The following is a 22838-nucleotide window of genomic DNA, read 5'->3' on the forward strand; positions in this document are numbered from 1 at the left end:
TAACAAGGAAGAAGAATGAGTAATAACAAACAGCTTTTAAAACCCTTCTTTCGCAGGAAGGACCAACCCCTCAATATACTTGAAAACCTCCTTTCTCATTCAGATGCTTCAGTTTTTCGTTTCTTACCAGCCAATTCTTTTCATTAAAGCTACAGTTTTAAAAATGCGCTGCAGTTTTAAACTTACTAATTGTGCTGTATCGCATGTAAACTTACGATATGCATGGAAATTAGTGTTAAAGATTAAAAAAGTATCATTAACTTTATATATTGTAAAAGCAGGTCTTGTCCTACTCTTCCTTCAATCCAGTTAATATCCAGTATTGTCTTAGTTTTGATTGCTCCATCAATGGCACAATCAAGCACCATTGATGGCTATTTTATTTAAGCCCCCACTTGCTCTCATTGCATACCGCAGACAAGTCTGCGGTACTGCCATAAATAATGGAATGTGGAAGCGCTTTTCTTTCACATTGCTCCCATTGCATAGCGCAGACAGGTCTGCGGTACTGCCATAAATAATGGAGTGAAAGCGCTTTTCTTTCACATTGCTCCCATTGCATACCGCAGACAGGTCTGCGGTACTGCTATAAATAATGGAGTGAAAAAGCTTTTCTTTCACATTATCCCTTCACCGCACCGGATGTCATACCATTTATCATATAGCGAATCAATATGAAGTATAAAATAACAATGGGTACTGCTATAAAAACAGAGCCTGCCGCAAATCTTGAAAACTCCGTTTCACCAAGGTTCATCAGGCCTACCGCTACCGTATAGAGATTTTTTTCCTTTAATAATAGCTTTGGCAATATAAAGTCGCTCCAGGGAAAGGTAAAGCTTGATAGGGCGGTATAAACTATCATGGGCTGGGATAACGGCAGATTGATTTTTAAAAATATCTGAAAATTAGTTGCCCCGTCAATTTTAGCTGCTTCATCAATGGAGCAGGGTATCGTATCAAAAAAACCTTTTTGGGTCAAATAACCCATTGGTGCACTGGAACTGTAAATCAGGATAACACCCCATATTTTATTAATCAGTCCAAATTGTGTCATGATAATATACACAGCAATCATTCCCATAAAGGAGGGGAACATGCCAAGTATCAGCGTTCCTTTCATGATTTTCTTTCTGCTCTTAAATTGGAACCTGGACATGGTATATGCCGTTAATATTACAAGAAAAGTACCAATCAGGCTGCTGAATACCGCAATCAGCAGGGTATTCATAAACCACCTGGGATAATTGTACATGGCAGTATCCGTAAATAAGGTCTTAAAGGTATCCAGACTGTATTCCCTGGGAAAAAAGCCCTCATATGTATAGATGGAACCCGATTTACTAAAGGATGCCAATATCAGCCAAAGGCAGGGAAAGAGGAAAATCAGTGCAACCACAATTAGTATACTATGAGTAATGACGGTATCTAACCTGCGAAGAAATTTGTATTTTTTCATCGGAAAACATCCTCCTCTTTGTAAGATGGCGATTTAACATATACAAGCAGTGAAATCATAGAGGTGATAAGGAATATGACTAAACTGATTGCCGCACCGATATTATAGTAGTTGTTACTAATGGATAGATTATAAAGCCAGTTAATCAGCAAATCCGTATCACTGGCTAAGAAATATCCATCCATATATAATCCGCCACGAAGGAAGAAAAAGATTCCGAAATTATTAAAATTTCCAATAAACTGGCCAATCAATACCGGAGTCGTGGAAAACAATACAAAAGGTAATATGATTTTCGTAAATTGCTTCCACCGTTTTGCGCCATCAATTTTAGCCGCCTCTATCTGGTCCGTATCTATGTTTGTTAAGATACCTGTGGATAACAGCATAATGGAGGGCACTGTAATCCATGCATTTACCAATAGGCCAATAACCCTTGCCATCCATTTTGCATCAATATCCAAAAAGCCAATGGCCTTATGCCCCATCCCCATAATAATCTGGTTAACAGGCCCGCCATAAGAGAACATAAAGCGGAAACCAAGGAGGGTAATAAAGCCGGGCACTGCGTAGGCCAGTACAGGAAATGCCCTCCATATAATCCTTCCTCTTACACATTTCTTATTCAAGAGCAGGGCAAGGCCAAGACCTGCAAAGTAATTTAAAAAAGTGGAGGTCACCGCCCAAAGGAGGTTCCAGCTAAGAATCCTTCCAAAGGTCGGCGCAAATTTGGAAAGGGTCGCAATCTGTATAAAATTTTTAAATCCAACCCAATCGACCAGTTTTGGAGGAACAATATTTCCTCCATAGTTTGTAAATGCAACAGCAATCATAAATACAATGGGCAGTATACTGAATACAAATACCCCTACAATTGGCAGAAACAGTGCTGTCTTGTAGAATTTTTCATCCATGAGCTTTTTCACATCTTCCGGGAAGGTCCTTGGCTTTCCGCCCTTCTCCACCAGGCTTTGTGTTTCATATGCATCCCGGATATTTGAAAGGTAGCAGCTAATAAATAATATAATTGCAGCTATGGAAAGAATACCCATAAGCAGCATAACCACGGAGTTATCCCCTTCAATGCCAAACCAGGCATCCTTTTCCTGGGTTCCCAATGTGAAAATACCTGCCAGGTCTGAAAAACCCCGAAATATAAAATAGAGAATTCCACAGGCAAGTATGGCAAGGTACAACAGACCCTTTCCGATTTGACCATACATTAACTGCCCCAGACCCATAAGGCACATACTGGCTTTCACATTTTTGCCCGCATGCTTTTTAAAAAAACTTAGTTTCTCTATTTTTTTGCTAACCATATTCATACAAATCCCTCTATTTAGAAAGTGTGTAGATAGCATCGTAAATTTGCTGATCCACAGCCTTTAGCCCACTCTTTAGTTCTTCCAAGGAAGCATATTTTTTATCGGAGGTACGAAAAGCATCCTTTGCCAGATCGGTAAAGAATGTCTCTGCCGGTGACCATACCTGGACCATTTCCGTAATGGATGGCATTACTACAATATTTCCATCGTTTAAATTATTGAATACAATTTCCGATACTCCTCCCACTGCTTTAGCGGCATCGGAGCGTGCCGGTATACTTCCAAGCATCTCCTGCCTCTTCATAATCATCTCATAGCTTGTGGCAAAGTCCACAAAAGCAAGGCAGGCATTGGGTGCTTTTGTATAAGCACTGATGGCATATCCATTAATACCTCCCATCGACTTTTGAGGTATTAATTCCGGATTTTCTTCCGTTAAATCACCGCTTGCAGGCAGCATGGGCAGTCCGGCTACAACCAGATTTTCTTTTGCTGCTGCTTTCGCCTTCTCCGTACTCATACCTTGCTTTTCATATTCCAAGGCCAGTTCCTTAATAAATAAGGTATAAACATCCGGTGTTGTCATAGTGGCAAAATAAGTACCGTCTGCAATTTTACTGTAGCCATTTACTGTGATGGAATCGTCTATGCACTCTTCATTCATTACAGAAGCAAGCTTTAACAGAACATTTGCTCCAACCTCGGCTTTTCCGGCAGATAAGCCCACTTCTTTCGGATTCGTATTATTATTTCCAAAGATATAACCTCCATAGGAGAAAAGGAAGCCGGAAGAAAAATATACATCAAATAAGGAGCGCATATAGCCATATTTTCCGGTACCGGAATCCACGATTGATTTTGAATACTTATACAAAGCATTCCAGTTCTCTACCATGTCCGGTATCTTGTTCTTATTGTCATCCCAGTTTGATTCCCAGTCTTTTGGAAGCATATCCTTCCGATAAAATAACATGGAGGTCTGAACATTTACAGGCACGCCCATATAATAGGTCTTGCCATCCACCTCGGACTTATATGCATTCCATGCGTTTTCCGGAATCTTGGAAAAGCACTCCAGGGATTCCGCAGGGATTGGATAAATATGTTTGCCCTCTACGTATTTCATAATGGAATCATTTGCCTGATATAATACATCCGGTCCATATCCATAAGGTCCGTCATCTGCCAGATTACTGCGCTGGTCCATATTGGCATCCACTGCAACAATGCCATAATCCTTATATTTTTCATTAAAAGCATCAATCAATTGCTTAAAGTATCCCTGTTCGATAGCTGTGTCATTTTCAAGGACGCGCAGTGTAACATTTTTTTCTAATTCGCCGTTGTAAATTGATTTTAATGCATTTGCCTGGGCAGACGTATCCTTTTCCTTCACGGCTTCTGTTGATTTACAGCCAGTCAGTTGTCCTATACTTAACAAGGCTACCAGTAATAGACAAATAATTTTCTTCATCATCATCCACTCCTCTAATTTTCATAAACTACAAAGCCATCCGTTAATAAGTTACCATCCAGCAATTTATTTTGAGCAAGTATTGTTCCGGTCAGACTTATCGGTACTGCTTTACCGGATTGATTCAGAATTAATATAATTTCACTGTTTTCATAGGTCCGAATGATATAGCATAGATTCTCATCATAGGAAATACAGATATCTCCCTTCTGTAACACGGGCTTTTGCTTTAATGACAACAGCTTCTTTAAATTCTCCCTAAACGGAATATCCCAGTGGGATTCCTCCCAATCAAAGCACCTTCTGTTATCCGGATCATAGCCTCCCTCCAGGCATAGTTCCGTTCCATAATAAATACAAGGCGCCCCCATATACATACACATAACGGCAATGGCGGAAAGCAAGCGGTCCTTATTCTTATGTACATAGGTAAAAAAACGGTCCGTGTCGTGAGAATCCAATAGATTCAGCATCATGGCATTAACCTGCCCGTTATTTCTCATTAACAAATGATTTAACTTTTCGGCAAAGCCCTGTGCGTTAACAGTCTGAAAAGCATAATAATCCAGACAGGCTTTGGTAAAAGCATAGTTCATGATACTGTCATACTGGTCTCCCTGCAGAAATGAATAGGCATCATGCCAGTTTTCCCCGATAATTACGCTCTCTGGCTTAACTTTCTTAACTGCTTCTCTTAACTTTCTCCAAAAATTATGAGAGACCTCATCCGATACATCCAGACGCCAGCCGTCAATATCATATTCCTTTATCCAGAAGAGTGCTATATCCATTAGAAATTCCTGTACTTCCGTGTTACTGGTATTAAACTTTGGCATATAAGCACTATAGCCAAATACCTCATAATTGATATTTTGTGTATCAATTTTATCACCATCAATCATAAACCAATTAAAGTACCTTGATGCTTTTCCTTTTAAAAGGACATCCTGAAATTGCGGCAGCAGATTACTGCAGTGATTGAAGACTGCATCCAATACAATCCGAATCCCCCTCTTATGAGCCTCCTTTACCAGTTTATAAAAATCTTCGTTTGTACCAAAATGCCCGTCAATTTTTTTATAGTTATATATATCATATTTATGGTTAGATATTGACTCAAATACAGGAGTTAAGTAGAGCCCATTTATCCCAAGTTCCTTCAGATAATCCAGCTTTTGTGTAATGCCCGGAATATCTCCGCCTGTGAAGCTCTTGGGGTCTGGTATCCCGCCCCATTCCAAATTTATATAATCTGTATTTTTATCTTTTGCCCCTTGATAAAAGCGGTCAATAAAAATCTCATAAAATACTGCGCCCTGCATCCAATCCACCACTTCGTGGATATCATTACTGTTTATATAGGGCAGCTGAAAGGAGTTATAGTAGGATAATTTAAAATCATAGGAGGAAGTAAGCCCATCTTCTGAAAAGTAGCAGCATTCCTTGTCTTTCCAGATTTGAAATACATAGGATAACCTTACATCTTCCAGCTTAAGTTCTGTTTCATAATATTTAAATAAATCATCCTTATATTTTTCTTCCATTACAGCAGTTTTTTGTTCCAGATAGTATTTGTATTTACAACCATATACTACTTCAACGCGGTCTACCTCATCTTCTTTGTCCATACGTAAACGTAATACTATCGTATTCTGACCCTTGGGATAGCAGAATTTTGATTCAGGTATATGTAAGATTGCTTGTTTATTCATGATATCATTCCTTTAATATTCTATTTTGTCGTTTTGTAACTCTTTTCTCCCAGCCCAATCGGAACGAAAGAAATCAAATGCCAGCTCTCTGTTTCCTGTAATTTTTCGTATATTGACAAAGATGTCAATAAAGTATATAACTAAGTCATGGATAAAAAAATTACAATTAAAGACATTGCGAAGCAGGCAGGTGTCTCAGTGGCCACAATTTCATATGTGATCAATAACCGTACGGATCAACGAATCAGCGAAGAAACAAGGAAAAAGGTCCTGCAAATAGTCAATCTGTTGGACTATAAACCAAATTCCTCAGCGAAGTCTCTGTCTACGAGTAAATCCTATAATATCGCTCTTTATATGATGCCTGAGACTTCTCTGTTAAAACGTTCCGAGCAATTACTATTGATTGAGGTATTATCGGAGGTTTCGACTCATTACGGATATCAGATGATCATCCAGGACAATAAGGAATTTTCAAAATTAAATCATGTGGACGCCATTTTATGTTTTGACGCCACGCTTGATTTTTTCCTTCGTATCGGTGATAAAAATCTTGTTCCTGTCATTGCTGTCGACTGCTTAATTGATATTCCCTGGTTTTTTCAAATTTGCACCGATTATATGCTTCTAAAGAAAGATGCTGATAAACATTTTGGAGTTGATAATTATATCTATCTATGCTTAACTCCAAACAATGAGCTGTTAAAATCGTTTATCTGCCAAACTTTCCGTGAAGTAAAGTTTGTAAAGGATTTAAATGATCTTTCAGAGTTTTCGGATCTAAATTATGTATATAACCAGGATGCTCTGAATACTTTAATGGCAGGAAAAGAAAATACCTGCTACATTCCATATGACTTACATTCGAAAATGGATAGGGTGTACCGTTGCATAGACTTAGCTGTCAACCGCATTCCTGATATGGAACACACCCAATTTGTATAAGCCTTCTGCAAAAAGCTGCTGTAAAATACCTGGCAGCCTTTTGCAGCTTATAGGGCAGCCCATTTTCTTATAATTATTATTTTGCCTTAAAGGCTGCTGTCAGTTCTTTCGTTTCCGGGTTATAGGTAAAGGTATAAACTCCCGCCGCTTTTGCGATAATATTATCACTGGCACTGCCCTCAACAAATTCCAGTGATTTTTTGTCCTTTATATTACTGAATTTTACATACTCATTTCCTACACTTTCTGTATCTCCGGTCTTGACTGTGGAAGTAAATAAAAATTCTTCTTTCTTTGCCAGCTTAATTGTTAAAACCGGCAGTCCGTCTACTTCCTTGAATCTGTATTTATCCTTATAAACATCATTCCAACGGGTTGTAATGGAACTTTTAATATAGTATGAGGTTGTAACATCCGCCGCCGCTTCCTTTGGTTCACCGTTATACACCCACTCTATGGTATCATAGGGATTTGAATTAAAATTTTCCTTCGTTGCTTCGGTGTAATTACTATTCTCTGTATCATAGACATCCGCACCGGGATATGTAGTTAACTTAAGTGTATAGTTACCAGCTTTCAGGCATTTAATATTTGCTTTTTTGGCTTCAGCTGACTGATAATTACCGCCGGAGCTTGCAAGGTATTCAATCTTATCCTGACTTGTAGTTGTTAAATAGCCAGCCCCCCTTTGGTCATACCACGAAGTATTCGTTGCTAACTGGAATTCGTCACCTTCACACAAATCCAAGCTTATGGAATAGACGTTTTTATCCGCTTCCTTGGTCAGAATCTGTTTGTCACCAATTACAGTTCCCCAGTTAGAGGTGACAAGTACCGGACTCTTACCGCTTCCAACAACAGCAAAACTTCTTGTATCCTTTTTATCTTCTAAAAAGCCTGCAAAGATTTTTGTATCAGCAGTCACCGGCGTGCTAAAGTCATATTTATGGGTCAGGGAAGGTGTTGCATACCAGCCCATAAAGATATAGTTATCTTTCTGCGGAGTATATTCACTTACCGCTTCCCCCTCCTTGACTTCTTCTTTGGATAATTCCGTACTTCCATCCATATCATAAAAAGTTACTTTATATAGAGTTTTCTCTATATTTTCCTTTGAACTATCCGGATCTTTTGATACAGTAGGTTCCGCAGCTGAGTTTGATCTGCCGCAAGCAGTCAGTAAAAAAACGCTTACGAAAATGGATAATAATACCATAATTATAGCTCTGCTTCTTCTCATAAATACTTACCTCCAGGTTGATTAACCGTTTAAGCAAAGGATTAAAATAAATAGCGTCCAAGCAAAAGACGCCTATTTATTATTGCTTAACTGTTTAAGCAAATTTTACTATGCTGATTATTGTATGTCAATTATACTTTTTACCAATTTAATCATACTTTTTTGTTAATATTATACAAAGGATTCTTAATATGCTTTGTGCAAAAAGGATTTATGCAATTTCAGGAGATTTCCTTTAATAATTATGCAACTATAATTGTTTCTGAATCAGCTTTATGTATATGCTGCCTGATGCCCGGTCAAAAATAAAAATTATACAGAAGCATTATGGTTCTAAATGCAGGAATGGGGGAGGATTCCTGGTAATACTCCTAATTCCTGTTTATCACATAGCAAAAAGGCCTGAGAATTACCATCCTCAGGCCTCAGCTTTGACATTTCTTAAAAGCAAAATATATTCCCGTTCATTTCCTCTGACAAGACTTATGATAAACATCAACTTTTAAATCTAACCCTGTATATTCAATCAACGTCGCAATAGACAGGCACATCCATTCAACCATTCTTATTGCTTTTCATAGCAGCCGCAATCTACCGTTCCGCCTTGTATACGGGTATTTCCGTCCAAATCCACCGAACCAATATCACTATCATTTACACCAGCATTAATTGCTGCAGAATCCGCCTGTAAGTGAAAATCAACTCCGGGATTTACAAACTTGGGATTGCTGGTTACATTATTAGAAATAACAATACTGGTTTTGGTTCCTTCAAAGGCTGTACCCTGATAGAAAATGTTATTTTTTATAACATTTGAACTATACTGGCAGTATTTTTGGATATTCATATTTACAGAATTATTATAGGCTGTATTATTATAAATCTTTATATTTGTCGCTTTTCCGTTTGTATCACCGGAGCCGCCCATGGATATCCCATAAAGTCCACAATTATAAACAAGATTATTGCGTACGGTTACCTTATCTGTTGCCTTGTTTTTATGCTCACTTGCAGTTTCAATCCCTATATCGGAAGCCCAGACTTTGTTATTTTCGATAACGATATCCGCACCGCCGTCAACATATATACCATCTGCACACAGGTCCGTATAAGTCTTATTTTTTGCACTGCTGATATTCCATACCTGATTCCCGGAGCATATTCCACTGCGCACATAGTCATTTGATGAGGCTGTGCCTTCATAGCCTATAAAATCAATACCGATATTATCGTTATCATGAACCTTATTATTTGTAACCTTAAAGTTGGTAACATTTCCATTTAATGCTATACTTTCACTCTGGCCAAGAACACAATTGTATACTTCACAATTATCTATTACCAAGCCATCTATTGCACTATTGCTATTGCTACCATAAATGGCTATGGCATGTGCATTTCTATCCTGGTTAGAGCCGGAATATGTAGTTTTTATCCCATAAACTTTGCAATTCCTTATTTCTACATTCTTAGAAGCGCCTGTAACTCTGATTCCGGCCGGAACAGATTGATTGCTTACTACATAATTTGTAACACTAAATCCTACGACCTTTATGTAGCTTTGATTGTTTATAAGAATCAATGCATTGGTGCTGTCATCATCAGAAGCTGATTGACCGCTGCCATCTATTATTGGTGTTTCTCCTTCATAATTCTTAAAGGTAATATAATCATTTGACGTACCGGAAGTTTTCATTGTTACTTTTTCTTTATAAGTCCCTCCCCGTACAACTACTGTATCTCCAGCCTTAACAGAACCTGCGGCTTTTTGAATCGTCTTCCATGGAGAGTCGGCCGAGCCATTATTTTTGTCATTTCCATTTACTGACGACACATAATAAGTACCGCCATCAGCTTTTGTTACATCCATTTGCAGAAAAAATATTGTAAAAGTAGTTAGGAACAGAATTACCATAAGAATATTTTTGTTAAAGTATTTTTTCATTTTAATCTCCCCTGTATTTCGTATTTTTTAACGCACCTTACATTTAATCTCCACTCATTTACTGATATAGAAATCTGCATTCTATTGACAAACTAACACTAATAATGAGACAGCTATATTGGTTTTATAATATACCATAAAGTGGGAATTGTCAAGATTTTACTATGTTTAGTTGCGATAAACGCTTGACGGAAGGTTATGGGAGCGGACGATGACCAAGGGGGTTGTTTGGACCTTTTGTTGCGCGAGAACCCTTATTCCACTAAAACGGCAGAAAACGTGACTGGCAGGTAAAGTAATGCCAAACTCGCTGTAACAAATAGGGCTGTGTTAGTTATCAAGCTCAAACAGTGGCATTGCTTTACCTAGTCACGTTTCCTGCCGCTTAAGTGTCATAAGGAACCTCTTGAGACAAAATGCCCAAACAACCCCCTTGGTCATCTGTGTATATTCATTATTTGGTCTTATGCTTTGCCATACCCAAAGCACTATAAGACCCAAACAATACAACAACTGTCCAAGAGTTTATTGCCAACCCCAGATGATTTTGGCTTACCTTTCGTAATTTTCTATTGAGGAGTTCCCTAATGACACTTAAATGGCGGCAGCTGTTCCTAGGTAAAATTATACCACTGTCTGAGCTCACAGCTCTACACTGAAACAACCTTCCAGCGAGTTTGGTATAATTTCACCTGCCAGGAACAGCTGCCGGCATTTTAGTGGAATTCGGAACCCCGAACGAGAAAACTACGAAAGGTAAGCCAAAATCATCGTCCGTTCCCAATCCCCCCTGGATTGAGATAATTGTGAAGAAATACTGAAGTTATTAATTTAAAAAAGATGGACCACTCCCGCTATTGACTGAGAGCCATAATATAAAAGCCCTGAAATGTTACTTTCAAGGCTTCTTTTATCACTTTTACAATGTCCTCTGTTACTTCCATATTACTGTAAAAAGCGTTTCTTATTCCTATTCAATTGGCTTACCATCGTCAAATAAAGACGGTTTTTCCTTCAACAGCCCTACGACCCAATCTGTCATAGGCCTCACTTCAACTACATAGGAAACAGCATCTCCGATTTTCACTTCTTTCGCAATCCCCATTTGCAGCATTGGTAGAAGCAGCTTGTCATAATTTTTTGACACATCCCCCCGGGTGGAATAATGACCATTATAATCAATTTCCTGAGTATCCCCATTTTCCAACTGCAGCTTTATTTTCCTTGACTGCGGGTTTATACGGTCAGGAACATTCAGCCATTCTTCAATACTGTGAATAAAGGTGTTGGTCTTAAGTGTGGCACCTAAAAATAACAATTGCGCTTCCTCATCGTATAGTCCGCCAAAGCAGCCATTACGCGGACAAGGTGTATGAACCTCCCTGTCACGCAGAACATAGGCTTGTGCCCTGTCCCCCATGGCTGTCACTGAATGGGTAGGATGCATGGAGCGAATTGCACCTTCTCTTTTCATAAAAAGATTGGGCAGTACTCCAACACAGGAAGGCTCTGTCTTTGGGTCATAGATATCGTTCCGTAAATTTTTATCAGACCATGAATGAGTCGGAAATAACAATAGCCCCTCTTTCATATATTCAATAAAAGCATCCAGAACCGTATCAGCTCCGCCTTCCACCACTCCTACCGCTTTCATGGAAGAATGGATGAGCAAAGTTCCATTTTTTCTAATTCCTGCTTGTTCAATATCTTTGATTAAAGAGTTTTTCGTATGCATATGCAGTCCTGCTCCTTTCAAAATCTTTTCATCACTATTCCGGAATTGTATAAAATCAAGCTCTAGCACCTGACGTTTTTACGTTTGAATCCTATTCTTCCTTTATCCACTGCTTTTTGGATTTCATCAGCTGCCAGTGGGACACTGCATTTGATCTTGCCCCTGAACACGTCTACCGTTCCAATGTTTTTTGCTGCTGATATTGCTTTTTCATGCAGCGGAACATAGGAAATACCTACGGTTGTAACAAAATTATTCATGGCGTATCTGGCCCGGTCAGGGCTGCTGTGAATTGTTTTCTCCACCGTTTCGAGCATGGTATTCAGCTTTTCCCTGTCAAACTCCTCATCCCTGCGGCTGCCCAACAGCCAGCAATAACAGCTATATCCGGCGGACACATACAATTCTTTGCCGGATGCAATCCATCTGTCAGATACAGCCTGGGCAAAGTCTGTTTCCGCAAGGGTCACGGCTACGATAAAATCTGAAATCATGTAAAAATATGCGCCTACCATCCATCTGTTAAAGTCCGCTTCAGTCATGACTTTCGGGTCTGCGATCATTCCGGCAAGATACATGGCGTCATAATTGCCAGTGGCATAAAGCTCATTTGCAAGTGCCTGATTATTCCTGATTTTCTTAAAAATTGGCTTCATCGCACCGGTTGCAACACCAAAAAGAGGTTCCTGGGCCCCCTGCTGCATATACACTTTTTTTGTTCGCTCCGAACCTAATAATTCAAGTTCCTGTAAAACTGTTTGAACGTCCACAGAAATCCTCCCTTCAAGCTATTACTAATAATCACCACGGTATCCTGTAACAATCTTTTACATCAATTATATGGTAAATTAGCCTCAGAATCAAGCCCACTTCTATTTTACTGTCAGTTAACAATTTCTATTTTACTCTCAGTTAACAACTTCTATTTTACTGTTAGCTAAAACTTCTATATTACCGTTAGCTAAAAACTAGTTGACGCAAATACAAATCAATACTAAAATTATCTGGAATGGAAAGCCTGTGGATGTATTGATGAACTTCTTACCTATACCTTGGGATCTGCCTAAAAAATAAGATATCAATCTTTGTTAAATCTTTTTCAGGAACATCTAAAATAAGAAAAATATGACGCAGACTTAGTTAATAAACTATTAATAGCGTATGACTTTATTTATTATATTAACTTCATATTACAGATAAAGCTTTTGAGGACTATATTAAAACATGGGCTATATGGGTTACCTCTATGATATTAAAATAAGGAGATTGATTATGAAAAAAGTAAAAGTATGTAAGCATTGTTCTAATTTTGATGTAAATGAAATAAAAGCCTATTCAGAGGATGTAAATTGCAAATTAAAATTTGGATGCGTGGGCAAATGCCAAAGAAAGTGTCCTGAATTGAGTGACAAATACTTTGGATTAATTGATAATGAACTTCTTATATGCTCATCAAAAGAAGATTTCTTTAACCAAATGAAATGAAGATTGTTAGGATTTACATATAAAAGCGAAAATTCAGACAGAAGATTAAAGCCGAAACATTGCCACTCTAAGGCAATATTCCGGCTTTATTTCTCTTTTTACACTATATGCGGCTGGCCGGTAGAAGCACTGGTTCCGCCGTCGATGGGTAACACCACTCCTGTGATATAGGCTGCGTCAGGTGAAGCCAAAAACAGGACAGCCGGGGCGATATCCTCCGGAGTTCCCGGCCTTCCCAATGGGATACGGTTATTAAACGGAGCGAGTTGTTCCGGCGTCCCAGCCATACTTTTAGTCATATCTGTTACAGTAAAAGCTGGTGCAATAGCATTTACACGAACCCCTTTCTCCCCCCAGTCCAGCGCCAGTGAACGGACAAAGCCATTGACTGCGTGTTTGGTGGCGTTATAAGCGGCCTGTTTCCAGTCTCCATTCAGTCCGGATACCGACGAGGTAGCAATCAATGTACCACGTGCCTCCTGCAATGCCGGATATGAAGCCTGAGCAAGATAAAAAAATGCATCCAGATTAATCGAGCGCAGCCTTTCCCAATTCTTACTGTCCAGCTCCAAAATGTCTCCGCCCTCATAAATACCGGCATTGCTTACTACTACATCCAAGCGTCCGAAATGCTCCAGTACCTCAGCCACTATCTGTGCGGCAGCCTGTGGCTCAGAGACGTCTTTGGAAATAGCCAGTGTACGTTCTTTGGGATAAGGAGCCAAGGTATCCTGTAATGCATCCAAGCGCCGCCCAATGACAGCAACAGTGGCATTATTGTCTAAAAATGCTTGCACAATGGCACGGCCCATTCCGCTGCCGCCCCCGGTTACCAGTACGACTTTTTGATCGAAGGAATAAGAATTTTTTGTCATACGTGCCGTGCTCCTCCTTCCACATGGATGGTCTCTCCTGAAACATTTCCGGCGCCAAGCAGCCATATGGCAGTATCCGCAATATCATCGGCTGTACCGGACCGTCCTACTAAGCTGGACGATGCAGCACCTTCCAGAAGCTCTTTTTTGTTTTGCTCTCCAAGAGTGTTCCAAGTACCGGAATCTGTAATGCCGGGAGAAATGGCGTTCACTCGAATAGGTGCGAGTTCCTTTGCCAGGTGGGAAACTAAGAAAGAAACCGCTCCGTTGGTCACTCCCATCACCGCATATCCGGGGGATGGTTTCCATGCAGCCACACCGGAGAATAGAAGAATTGAGCCGCCCGGAGACAGAATCGGAGCAAAGTGCTTTGCCAGTAGCATAGGTCCAATCACCTTTGCCTCAAAGGCTGCAACAATTTTATCATGTTCCAGAGCTTTGACAGGAACATTATGATGGGCAGACGCGGTTATTACCACATGATCGATATGCCCCAGCTGGGATGCTGCGGCAGCAATTGTGCTTTCCTCTGCAATGTCGATATGAATTGCACTAGCCTTGGGAAGCTGTGCGGCTGCCTGAGAAGCCTGTTCAAGATTACGTGCTCCGATGATGACCTCCGCTCCGGCTTCACTTGCCTGCTGGGCGATTGCCAAGCCCAGATATTTTGACCCGCCTATAACCAGAATCTTTTGTTTGTTTAGTTGTCCTTTCATTTTGTTCTCCTTTCATATGCCAATAGTATTTCCATTGATTGGATTGAATATAGTTATATGATAGCCCCATTTGCAGAGTTTGCATAATCGTTGTTGCGCATAGAGGGTATAACTAAAACGCATAACTTCATTTAATCTTTGATGATTTTTCATGAGTAAATAACGGGTTAAGGATTAAGTTACGCTGCAAATTGAGAATTAAGTTCCACTTAAATTGCAGTTGACATGCAGCAAATAAAATGATAGCATTGAATAAATTAAATAATTTCTATCGGTTGGACAGGAAACTGTTTTCAAGTCGTCTGGGTCTCTCAGGGGGGAGGACCCAGACTTGTTGAATGCAGTTTCTTTTTTTATTTGCCTAACTATAAAAAGAAGCTGTTTTTTTATTGTCTTAATTGATTTAGGAAGGGGTGAATTATAAGAAACATACCAAGATATGCTGAAGTCTGTTTTCCCGAACGGATACTGTTTACAGAATAATTTAAGGAGATATTTATGATATTTGCATTGATTTTATTTTTAATTACTTATACGCTCTTGCTCCTGCTGCCCAAATATCGGGCGGTTGTCGCACTGTCCTCCGCTCTGATTTATATTATCAGCGGAACCTTAACTTTCAGTAAGGCATTATCTGCTATTGACTTTAATGTAATATTAATGCTCGCTGGAACAATGGGGATTGTCGCACTTTTTATCGAGTCAAAAATGCCCGCGCTGTTAGCGGATCTGATATTAGGGAGAGTTCCCAATGTAAAATGGGCTATTATTTCTCTTGCGTTGTTTGCGGGAATTATTTCGGCATTCGTAGATAATGTTGCTACCGTTTTAATGGTAGTACCTGTGGCTTTGACAATTGCAAAGAAGCTGAACATTTCACCTGTTCCCGGTGTGATAGCCATTTCGATATCGTCGAATTTACAGGGAGCGGCTACTCTTGTGGGAGATGCAACGGCGATTTTGATGGGAAGCCATGCGCATATGACGTTTTCCGATTTTTTTATTTATCAGGGAAAACCGGGCATATTTTGGGTAGTACAGGCCGGAGCCGTAGCTTTTACCCTGGTATGCCTTCTCGTATTCCGAAAATACAGCCAGCTGCTGTCGGTGGACTTAAAGAAAAACAGAACCCTGGTAACGGATTATCTGCCGTCTTTTCTGCTGGTTATGATGATTCTGCTCTTAATAGTTGTTTCCTTCGTCCCAGACAAACCCGCCTTGACGAATGGCTTTATTTGTACAGGCTTGTTTATCCTGGGGTTAATTATTACATTTGCTGGGAAAAAGGATAAGACGCTTTTTGGAAGGACCTTAAGGGAGATTGATATTTCCACGCTTCTATTACTCTCCGGGCTTTTTATAGTTGTTGCCGGTATCACAGAGGCTGGATTGGTGGAAGAAATCAGCAAGATATTTATACACTTCAGCGGTGATAATCTTTTTATTATGTATACTTTGATCGTTTGGGTGTCCGTCCTATTTGCGGCCTTCATTGATAATATTCCCTTTGTTGCTACCATGCTCCCGGTCATTTCAGGTATCTCAGCGATAATGAAAATAGACCCGACAATTTTATACTTTGGCTTGCTGTGCGGTGCAACTCTGGGGGGCAATTTTACTCCGATTGGCGCCTCTGCCAATATAACTGCCATAGGGATACTGCGGAGGAATGGTTATGAAGTGAAAACAAGCCAGTATATGAAAATCAGCTTTCCTATAACCTTTGCAGCAATTATTACCGGATACCTATTGATTTGGCTTATATGGAATTAAGCAAATACAGAGTAAATCCCAATCGCGGAAATTGCCGCTGCGGCTTTGAAATCACAGTCAAAGCCGTGTACTATTAAAACCATTGGCAGGAAATGAAATAACATCCCCTATAGAAAGAGATTTAATACCGCACAAATAGCAGCAGATATTATGAAGGTAATTGGAATCGTTGTAAACCAGGCGGAAACCATCTTCTTGGCCGTGCCCCAATTGACCCCTTTCACCCGATAGGAAGCGCCAACTCCCATGATAGAACAAGAAACAACATGCGTGGTACTAACCGGCAGCCCAAATCTGGTTGCTATCTGTATTATCAATACAGAAGAAAGATCGGCTGCTACAGCATTGACAGGCTTTAACTTCATAATCTGAGTTCCAACAGTTTTTATAATACGCCATCCACCTATGGAGGTTCCCACTGTCATAGCCAAAGCACAGAGCAGCTGTACCCAATGCGGAATTGTCATTTCAGTCTGATAACCATAGCTTACCAAGGCCATTGTAATGATACCCATGGATTTCTGTGCATCATTGGTACCATGAGAAAATGCCTGTAAGGCAGCTGTTAGAACCTGAACCTTGCGAAAACCCTTATTTGCTTTTACAGCATTCGCCTTTTTGAAAAGGATTTTAATCAGGGTAAACATTAAGAAACCCACGGTTAAAGCCAGAAGAGGTGAAATGATAAGAGAAGAAACAACCTTTACAAACCCTTTTAATTTAATTGCATGAATTCCTACACTTGCATAAGCAGCTCCTGCTAAAGAACCAATAAGTGCATGGGAGGAACTGCTGGGAATACCCAGATACCAGGTCAGCAGGTTCCATAGAATAGCAGCTATTAAAGCAGCTATCATAACAATCGAGCCATTTGAGATTTTATCTAAATCTACAATATCTTTCGCAATTGTCTCAGCAACACCTGTTGAAATTACAGCTCCCAGAAAATTCATAAAAGCGGCCATGATAATTGCTCTCTTTAATGTTAAAGCCTTAGTAGATACTACTGTTGCAATTGCATTGGCAGTATCGTGAAAACCATTAATCAAATCAAAACTTAGTGCTAAAATAATAATTAAAATCAATAAAATCATATTTCTCCTATGTCTGTACCTTTAATATAATTTTTTTTAAATAAACTTCTACGATTCCATATCAAAAAAGAATAATTCAATAAATAATTTTTATATCATAGCTGGCCCCCTTTGATATTTTACATGAAATACTTAAAGGCTGTCAGAAAAAGATGCTTCATACCGGATGTAACAATATCCGGCAGCCGTTTTTCTTTTTGCGGCAGCCCTTAAGTGAACTGCTGTCAATAATTACTTAACCTTTTCCTTCTTTTTCTCCCAGAATGCCCATAATGTTCCTGCAATACAAATGGATGAATAGCAGCCTGTAATGATACCAACAAACATTGGCAGTGAAAATTCCATAATGGAACTGATATGGAATACGATGGAAGCTACTAAAATAATGAATACACAAATTCCTGTCGTAAAAACAGTATTAATAGATCTGGCCAGTGTTTGTGATGTGCTTTCATTCATAAGCTCCACAACGGATATCTTAGGATTATTCTTTCTGTTTTCACGTATTCTATCATAGATTACAATCGTATCATTGACAGAATACCCTATGATTGTAAGCACCACCGCCACAAAGGCATCATTTAATGGAATGCCGAACAGTGCAAATGTGAAAAATACTGCAAGGACATCATGAATCAGTGCAATTAATGCTGTAACTCCGGCTGAAAGCCCTGATAATGCTGTAAATCTTATCCCTATATAAATTATAATAAAAATGAAAGACAGTATAATAGCCAAAGCAGCATTCTTCAGTGCCTTTGCACCAATATACGGTTCTACTACATAAGTCTGTGCCAATTGTGCATGAATACTGTTTGATGTACTGTTGATTGCTTCCGTTACCGCCGCCTGGCTCTCCGGTGACATACCATTATTTCCAGCAAGGGTAACTGAAAGGCTTTCCTTTCCGGTTACTTTATCCTCTGTTATCTGTACGGTGACCGGCCTGTTGCTCTGCTTTTCTATGGCATTCTTTATCCTGTCTGTATCAGCGTCTTTTGAAACCGTATAGCTTAATACAACACCTCCGGTAAACTGGGTATCCAGTCTTACTCCTTTGGAAAAGCATCCGATAATACCACTCAGTATGATAACACCTGAAATAATTGCAAATAGATATTTTTTCTGATAGAAGGGTATTACCTTCTTCTCTTTCTTTTCCCTGAAACATTTCACATTGTACCATCTCTCATATTGAACGACCGATAAAAGAAGCTGTTTCGATATGTTGACACCTATGAATAAATTCAAAATCATACCAACTAAAAGCGTGAATCCAAAGCTAAGCATGGAACCCGAGCCAAAAATCATCAATATGACCGCCACTGCGGCTGTTGCAACATTTCCATCCAGTACGGATGAAAACGCATGCTTATATCCGTTTATTATAGCGCTTCTGACAGAACTGCCCTTCTTTATTTCTTCCGATATTCGTTCGGCTATTATGATATTGGTATCCACTGCCATTCCTATGGACAGAATAATACCCGCTATTCCGGGAAGTGTCAGTGTAAACTGCGGAACAGAAATTGCAAGAAGCTGTAATGCCATATGCAATAACAGCGTGATGCAGGCAATTATACCTGGTAGCTTATAAAAGGTTATCATGAAGACACATACCACAAAGAATGCGATGAGTCCGGCTGCGACCATGATATTTAAGGCATTATTTCCAAGGGTTGGACTTATGGTTTTAAAATTTGTCGTTTCCAGGGAAAATGGAAGTGCACCCGAATTGATTTTAGCAGCAAGCTGCTGTGCCTCTTTATAAGTTTCGATATTTGTAATGACAGCCTCTCCGCCGGATATTTTTGTCTCAACTAACGGACTGGAAATCAAATCCTTGTCCATATAAATGCTCATTGACTTACCAATCAGGCTTTCAGTGGCTTTTTCAAACAGTTTCGCCCCTTTTGAATTGAATTTCAGAGCTACCTCATAGCCCTTTGATGTAACGGCTGAACTTGTTTTTGCTGTTGCTTTTTGCACATCCTTGCCTTCTATCAGCACCTTTCCATCAGAATCCTGAAAGGTAAGCTTCGCCATCGCTCCTAATTCTGCAATAGCTTCCTCCGGATTAAAGCTTGTCTCATTGGATTTCCATGGAAATTGAACGATAATATAACCGCCCTTCTTATCCACCGTAACTTCACGGTCTGTGATGTTCTGGTTATCCAGTCGTGTTTCTATAACTTCTCTTGCCGTTTCCAGCTCACTGACAGTGGGAGCACGGTCCAGTCCCTTGGGCTCGAAAATTGCCTCTACTCCCCCACGGATATCAATACCATAGCGTATGTTAAATACTCCCTTGATTTTATTTCCACAGCCAAAAATTGCAATAAAAATAAAAGCAGCTATAGCAAGTAAAATGACCGTAAGCATTTTTTTACCTGGCTTCATAATTTTCCTCTTTTCTTATTTAGTTTTCATTATGCCATTAAAAGCCTGCTTAAGTCCCCTTTCTTGCCATCCGAATTATGTATGAACAGAATCAGATACATTCTGTCAATAAATTCGTTCTGGAGTAAAGCATGATAAACAACCCAAATAAAAAGTGGAATAAATGGCTGAACTGCCATTGATAAGGAAAGTACCAAAGGAAAACTTCTATAGGAAAATGCATCCCTTGTCCCGGATGATATACTTGCCGGGATTTCATCTGCAATTTCACCGAATAGCTCATCCGTTGCATCCATTCTCTTAAGATTACCGGATGAGGAAGACAGGGTATTTGTTGGATCAGAATATGAAAAGAAAGAATCTACCTCCATATTGGGAGAGTACATTCCTATTGACACTACCGCTATATAAAATAGAAATGTCAATATACCACAAGAAATTGTCTTCTGTTTCATAACCATATCCTCTGTTCATAATCAAATGCTACTATACCATACGGAAGCTATTTTTTCAATGCAAAATATGATGAATCATCTTAAATGCATTACCATATCCTGATTGTCCGCAGAAGGAATAAATAACTCAGGCCGCTCTATGGAAACAGAAGGCATAATTCAATGAGGAACTAAAAGATTTATTTATCATAAGATAAATCAAAAGGATTTTAAGGAATAAAGTTATGTTTTATCTATTATTAAAAATTGCAGAGTCTGTCTTATTTGTAGCCGCATTATCTACTGACGCATTAATCGCCAGTTTAGCATATGGAAGCAATAAAATTAAAATACCCTTTTTATCAGTGCAGGTAATTGCTTTTCTGTGTACCGGGATTTTAGGCATTTCCCTTTTGCTTGGTGTTTTTCTTATGCCGTATATCCCCGCTGGATTATTAAAGCTGATCTCTTTTCTGATTTTATTATTCTTAGGTATAGGCCGGCTGATGGATAATTTAATCAAGATGATCATTAATAAACATTCAACACTAAAAAAGGAATTCCAATTCCACATGTTCAATCTCAATTTTATCCTAAACATATATGCCAATCCAAAAGAAGCTGATTTGGATCAATCCAAAATACTATCTCCAAAGGAAGCATTTACCCTTGGGGTAGCCTTATCCATAGACAGTATGGCTGCAGGAGTAGGTGCAGCGTTAGGAAATATAAATATTGTGGCAGTTATCATATCTTCCCTCATATTAAGCAATATATCAATAAAATCAGGTGAATTAATAGGAAGAAAAATCAGTGATAAGGTGCCAATCCAAATATCCTGGTTAGGAGGTATTTTACTTATTGCTTTAGCCTTTTTAAGATTATTATAAAATTATTGACTTCGGTTCCACACTTGCTCCCATCGCATACCGCAGACTTGTCTGTGGTACTGCCATAAATAATGGAGTGTGAAAACGCCTTTCCTTCACACAATGCTCCCATAGCATACCACAGACTTGTCTGTGGTACTGCCATACATATTCTTATTTCCTTACCCAGACATGGGTGATTTTCCCAAATACCAATTTGCGATAAACCTTTGCTTCGTTGTATGCCTCGTTTATTAAGTCGATATCTTCCTGCACGTAATAATCATTCGGATTGGCAGTAGTTATTGCTGTCAATTTACATTCAAGAATTAGTCTGGCTTCTTTAAAGGACATATCTCCGGAAGGGGTTACTACACTTGTCAATTCCGCTTCTTTCATCTTCTCACTGTCTCTTCCTGATTTACTTCCCAAAAAGAACATTTGCTTCCTATATTCCTTTGGAAAGTAGGAAAGCGTATATGTTTGTTCTTTTTCAATCAATTCAAGTGTATATCGGTCTGCCCGAAAAAAGCACCAGGTGGTGGGTTTCTTTAAAAGAAGCCCAAAACCACCTCCGCTGCCTACCATGGAATTATAATGCTCTTCCTTGCCCGCAGTAACGACATAAAAATCTTTTCCTGCCAGCGTAAATACATTGTCGCTTATCTCTTCCGGGGAAATTTGTTTAAATAGCTGCTCAAAATTCATCCTATAAATTCTCCTCTCAAATGTCATCATTTTGTTTCCTGGTCAACATAGTTACTATAGCATCATTTTGTTTCCTTGTCAACAAAATACCATTCGTAAAAAGGCAGCCCGCTCTCAATAGAGCCAGACTGCCTGTGATTTCATATTCATTTCATTATTAATATTTATTCCGGCTTATTATCCATTCCCAGCTTCTTAATTTCAGCATCCAGATGTTTACTGTACTTTTCCAGGAAGCAAAGCATATTGTCATATTGCTCCTCGGTTACCTGCTCAAATACAGCTTCGTCCCGCTCCCTGAACTCTTTGTGCAATTCCTCATGTAACTTATAAATTTCCTGCCCTTGTTCAGTAAGCCGGAAATAGACTTCTTTTTTATTATCCGGCTTCTGATAGCTTTCAATGATACCCCTTTTTTCAAGCTTCTTCGTCATTTTACTTATAGCTCCTCTCGTCATATAAAGAGCCTCCGCAAGCTTTGTCACATTGGAATCTGCATTTTTTTCAATGCATTCGATGTAATGTATTTCTGAAGACTTATAGCCCTTCAGACTTTCTTCCATCTTGAACTTATTAAGCCAAGCCATTTTGTTAACCAATTCCCTGAAACCTATTATCACCTGTTCTTCTTTGTTCATGGCCTGCCCTC

The 22838-nt window shown here is 39.3% G+C and carries 20 protein-coding genes; 4 read left to right on the plus strand and 16 right to left on the minus strand.

What is annotated here, in order from left to right; all coding sequences use genetic code 11:
* Positions 1-357 precede the first annotated feature (357 nt).
* From BUB77_RS09310 to BUB77_RS09330, 5 genes are read right to left on the minus strand one after another with little or no spacing between them, the layout of a single operon-like run.
* Positions 358-621, minus strand: a complete 264-nt coding sequence (locus BUB77_RS09310) for a hypothetical protein (protein ID WP_073275070.1) — start codon at positions 619-621, stop codon at positions 358-360.
* A 1-nt stretch (position 622) separates the two neighbouring features.
* A complete protein-coding gene (locus BUB77_RS09315; RefSeq protein ID WP_073275072.1) occupies positions 623-1459 on the minus strand; it encodes a sugar ABC transporter permease in 837 nt (278 codons plus the stop codon).
* Complete coding sequence (locus tag BUB77_RS09320) at positions 1456-2784, minus strand: carbohydrate ABC transporter permease (RefSeq protein WP_242962440.1); 1329 nt, start codon at positions 2782-2784, stop codon at positions 1456-1458. Before BUB77_RS09320 ends, BUB77_RS09315 begins: the two co-directional genes overlap by 4 nt.
* A 10-nt stretch (positions 2785-2794) precedes the next feature.
* Positions 2795-4258 carry a sugar ABC transporter substrate-binding protein gene (locus BUB77_RS09325; RefSeq protein ID WP_084124075.1) on the minus strand — a complete coding sequence of 488 codons (1464 nt, stop codon included), beginning with the start codon at positions 4256-4258 and terminating at the stop codon, positions 2795-2797.
* Between the two features lie 14 nt (positions 4259-4272).
* Positions 4273-5970, minus strand: coding sequence for a glycoside hydrolase family 13 protein (locus BUB77_RS09330; RefSeq protein ID WP_073275075.1), 1698 nt, complete (start codon positions 5968-5970; stop codon positions 4273-4275).
* A gap of 147 nt (positions 5971-6117) precedes the next feature.
* Here BUB77_RS09330 and BUB77_RS09335 point away from each other — a divergent pair, with 147 nt between their 5' ends.
* Entirely contained in the window at positions 6118-6915 is a 798-nt protein-coding gene (locus BUB77_RS09335) for a LacI family DNA-binding transcriptional regulator (protein ID WP_073275077.1), read from the plus strand.
* Positions 6916-6991: 76 nt separating this feature from the next.
* On the opposite strand, the gene BUB77_RS09340 is transcribed toward BUB77_RS09335, so the two are convergent.
* The 4 genes from BUB77_RS09340 to BUB77_RS09360 all read right to left on the minus strand — a co-directional run bounded on the left by BUB77_RS09340 (position 6992) and on the right by BUB77_RS09360 (position 12605).
* A complete protein-coding gene (locus BUB77_RS09340; protein WP_073275079.1) occupies positions 6992-8155 on the minus strand; it encodes an InlB B-repeat-containing protein in 1164 nt (387 codons plus the stop codon).
* Positions 8156-8720: 565 nt separating this feature from the next.
* The gene (locus BUB77_RS09350) at positions 8721-10100 is read right to left on the minus strand and encodes a right-handed parallel beta-helix repeat-containing protein (RefSeq protein WP_073275083.1); all 1380 of its coding nucleotides are present in this window, start codon (positions 10098-10100) and stop codon (positions 8721-8723) included.
* Between the two features lie 970 nt (positions 10101-11070).
* A complete protein-coding gene (locus BUB77_RS09355; protein WP_073275253.1) occupies positions 11071-11835 on the minus strand; it encodes an AAC(3) family N-acetyltransferase in 765 nt (254 codons plus the stop codon).
* Between the two features lie 62 nt (positions 11836-11897).
* On the minus strand, positions 11898-12605 hold the full coding sequence (locus BUB77_RS09360) for a DNA alkylation repair protein (protein WP_073275085.1): 708 nt from the start codon (positions 12603-12605) through the stop codon (positions 11898-11900).
* A gap of 502 nt (positions 12606-13107) precedes the next feature.
* Here BUB77_RS09360 and BUB77_RS09365 point away from each other — a divergent pair.
* Positions 13108-13320, plus strand: a complete 213-nt coding sequence (locus BUB77_RS09365) for a hypothetical protein (protein ID WP_073275087.1) — start codon at positions 13108-13110, stop codon at positions 13318-13320.
* Positions 13321-13418: 98 nt separating this feature from the next.
* On the opposite strand, the gene BUB77_RS09370 is transcribed toward BUB77_RS09365, so the two are convergent.
* Both BUB77_RS09370 and BUB77_RS09375 read right to left on the minus strand, forming a co-directional pair.
* Positions 13419-14195 (minus strand): meso-2,3-butanediol dehydrogenase, encoded by a 777-nt coding sequence (locus BUB77_RS09370; protein ID WP_073275089.1) that lies wholly within the window; start codon positions 14193-14195, stop codon positions 13419-13421.
* A complete protein-coding gene (locus tag BUB77_RS09375; RefSeq protein WP_073275091.1) occupies positions 14192-14911 on the minus strand; it encodes an SDR family oxidoreductase in 720 nt (239 codons plus the stop codon). The genes BUB77_RS09370 and BUB77_RS09375 overlap by 4 nt, the downstream gene beginning before the upstream one ends.
* 498 nt (positions 14912-15409) lie before the next feature.
* Here BUB77_RS09375 and BUB77_RS09380 point away from each other — a divergent pair, with 498 nt between their 5' ends.
* Positions 15410-16684, plus strand: a complete 1275-nt coding sequence (locus BUB77_RS09380) for an ArsB/NhaD family transporter (RefSeq protein ID WP_073275093.1) — start codon at positions 15410-15412, stop codon at positions 16682-16684.
* A 107-nt stretch (positions 16685-16791) separates the two neighbouring features.
* Here BUB77_RS09380 and BUB77_RS09385 read toward each other — a convergent pair whose 3' ends face one another.
* The 3 genes from BUB77_RS09385 to BUB77_RS09395 form a co-directional block, all read right to left on the minus strand.
* Positions 16792-17778: an inorganic phosphate transporter gene (locus BUB77_RS09385; protein ID WP_073275095.1), complete on the minus strand. Its 987-nt coding sequence runs from the start codon at positions 17776-17778 to the stop codon at positions 16792-16794.
* A 231-nt stretch (positions 17779-18009) separates the two neighbouring features.
* The gene (locus tag BUB77_RS09390; protein ID WP_073275096.1) at positions 18010-20178 is read right to left on the minus strand and encodes a protein translocase subunit SecDF; all 2169 of its coding nucleotides are present in this window, start codon (positions 20176-20178) and stop codon (positions 18010-18012) included.
* 29 nt (positions 20179-20207) lie between these two features.
* A complete protein-coding gene (locus BUB77_RS09395) occupies positions 20208-20633 on the minus strand; it encodes a hypothetical protein (RefSeq protein ID WP_073275099.1) in 426 nt (141 codons plus the stop codon).
* A 224-nt stretch (positions 20634-20857) separates the two neighbouring features.
* Between BUB77_RS09395 and ytaF the strand changes: the two genes are divergently transcribed.
* Complete coding sequence (gene ytaF, locus BUB77_RS09400; RefSeq protein WP_084124055.1) at positions 20858-21502, plus strand: sporulation membrane protein YtaF; 645 nt, start codon at positions 20858-20860, stop codon at positions 21500-21502.
* Positions 21503-21655: 153 nt separating this feature from the next.
* On the opposite strand, the gene BUB77_RS09405 is transcribed toward ytaF, so the two are convergent.
* Both BUB77_RS09405 and BUB77_RS09410 read right to left on the minus strand, forming a co-directional pair.
* Entirely contained in the window at positions 21656-22189 is a 534-nt protein-coding gene (locus BUB77_RS09405; RefSeq protein ID WP_073275101.1) for a flavin reductase, read from the minus strand.
* Between the two features lie 164 nt (positions 22190-22353).
* Positions 22354-22827, minus strand: coding sequence for a MarR family transcriptional regulator (locus BUB77_RS09410; RefSeq protein WP_073275103.1), 474 nt, complete (start codon positions 22825-22827; stop codon positions 22354-22356).
* Between the last annotated feature and the right edge of the window lie 11 nt (positions 22828-22838).

This window comes from Anaerocolumna jejuensis DSM 15929 (assembly GCF_900142215.1).
Lineage (GTDB): Bacteria > Bacillota > Clostridia > Lachnospirales > Lachnospiraceae > Anaerocolumna > Anaerocolumna jejuensis.

Coding starts and splice junctions, on each gene's coding strand:
- BUB77_RS09315 (WP_073275072.1), bottom strand. CDS start 1,459: ATGAAAAAATACAAATTTCTTCGCAGGTTAGATACCGTCATTACTCAT.
- BUB77_RS09320 (WP_242962440.1), bottom strand. CDS start 2,784: ATGAATATGGTTAGCAAAAAAATAGAGAAACTAAGTTTTTTTAAAAAG.
- BUB77_RS09325 (WP_084124075.1), bottom strand. CDS start 4,258: ATGAAGAAAATTATTTGTCTATTACTGGTAGCCTTGTTAAGTATAGGA.
- BUB77_RS09330 (WP_073275075.1), bottom strand. CDS start 5,970: ATGAATAAACAAGCAATCTTACATATACCTGAATCAAAATTCTGCTAT.
- BUB77_RS09335 (WP_073275077.1), top strand. CDS start 6,118: ATGGATAAAAAAATTACAATTAAAGACATTGCGAAGCAGGCAGGTGTC.
- BUB77_RS09340 (WP_073275079.1), bottom strand. CDS start 8,155: ATGAGAAGAAGCAGAGCTATAATTATGGTATTATTATCCATTTTCGTA.
- BUB77_RS09350 (WP_073275083.1), bottom strand. CDS start 10,100: ATGAAAAAATACTTTAACAAAAATATTCTTATGGTAATTCTGTTCCTA.
- BUB77_RS09355 (WP_073275253.1), bottom strand. CDS start 11,835: ATGCATACGAAAAACTCTTTAATCAAAGATATTGAACAAGCAGGAATT.
- BUB77_RS09365 (WP_073275087.1), top strand. CDS start 13,108: ATGAAAAAAGTAAAAGTATGTAAGCATTGTTCTAATTTTGATGTAAAT.
- BUB77_RS09370 (WP_073275089.1), bottom strand. CDS start 14,195: ATGACAAAAAATTCTTATTCCTTCGATCAAAAAGTCGTACTGGTAACC.
- BUB77_RS09375 (WP_073275091.1), bottom strand. CDS start 14,911: ATGAAAGGACAACTAAACAAACAAAAGATTCTGGTTATAGGCGGGTCA.
- BUB77_RS09380 (WP_073275093.1), top strand. CDS start 15,410: ATGATATTTGCATTGATTTTATTTTTAATTACTTATACGCTCTTGCTC.
- BUB77_RS09385 (WP_073275095.1), bottom strand. CDS start 17,778: ATGATTTTATTGATTTTAATTATTATTTTAGCACTAAGTTTTGATTTG.
- BUB77_RS09390 (WP_073275096.1), bottom strand. CDS start 20,178: ATGAAGCCAGGTAAAAAAATGCTTACGGTCATTTTACTTGCTATAGCT.
- BUB77_RS09395 (WP_073275099.1), bottom strand. CDS start 20,633: ATGAAACAGAAGACAATTTCTTGTGGTATATTGACATTTCTATTTTAT.
- ytaF (WP_084124055.1), top strand. CDS start 20,858: ATGTTTTATCTATTATTAAAAATTGCAGAGTCTGTCTTATTTGTAGCC.
- BUB77_RS09405 (WP_073275101.1), bottom strand. CDS start 22,189: ATGAATTTTGAGCAGCTATTTAAACAAATTTCCCCGGAAGAGATAAGC.
- BUB77_RS09410 (WP_073275103.1), bottom strand. CDS start 22,827: ATGAACAAAGAAGAACAGGTGATAATAGGTTTCAGGGAATTGGTTAAC.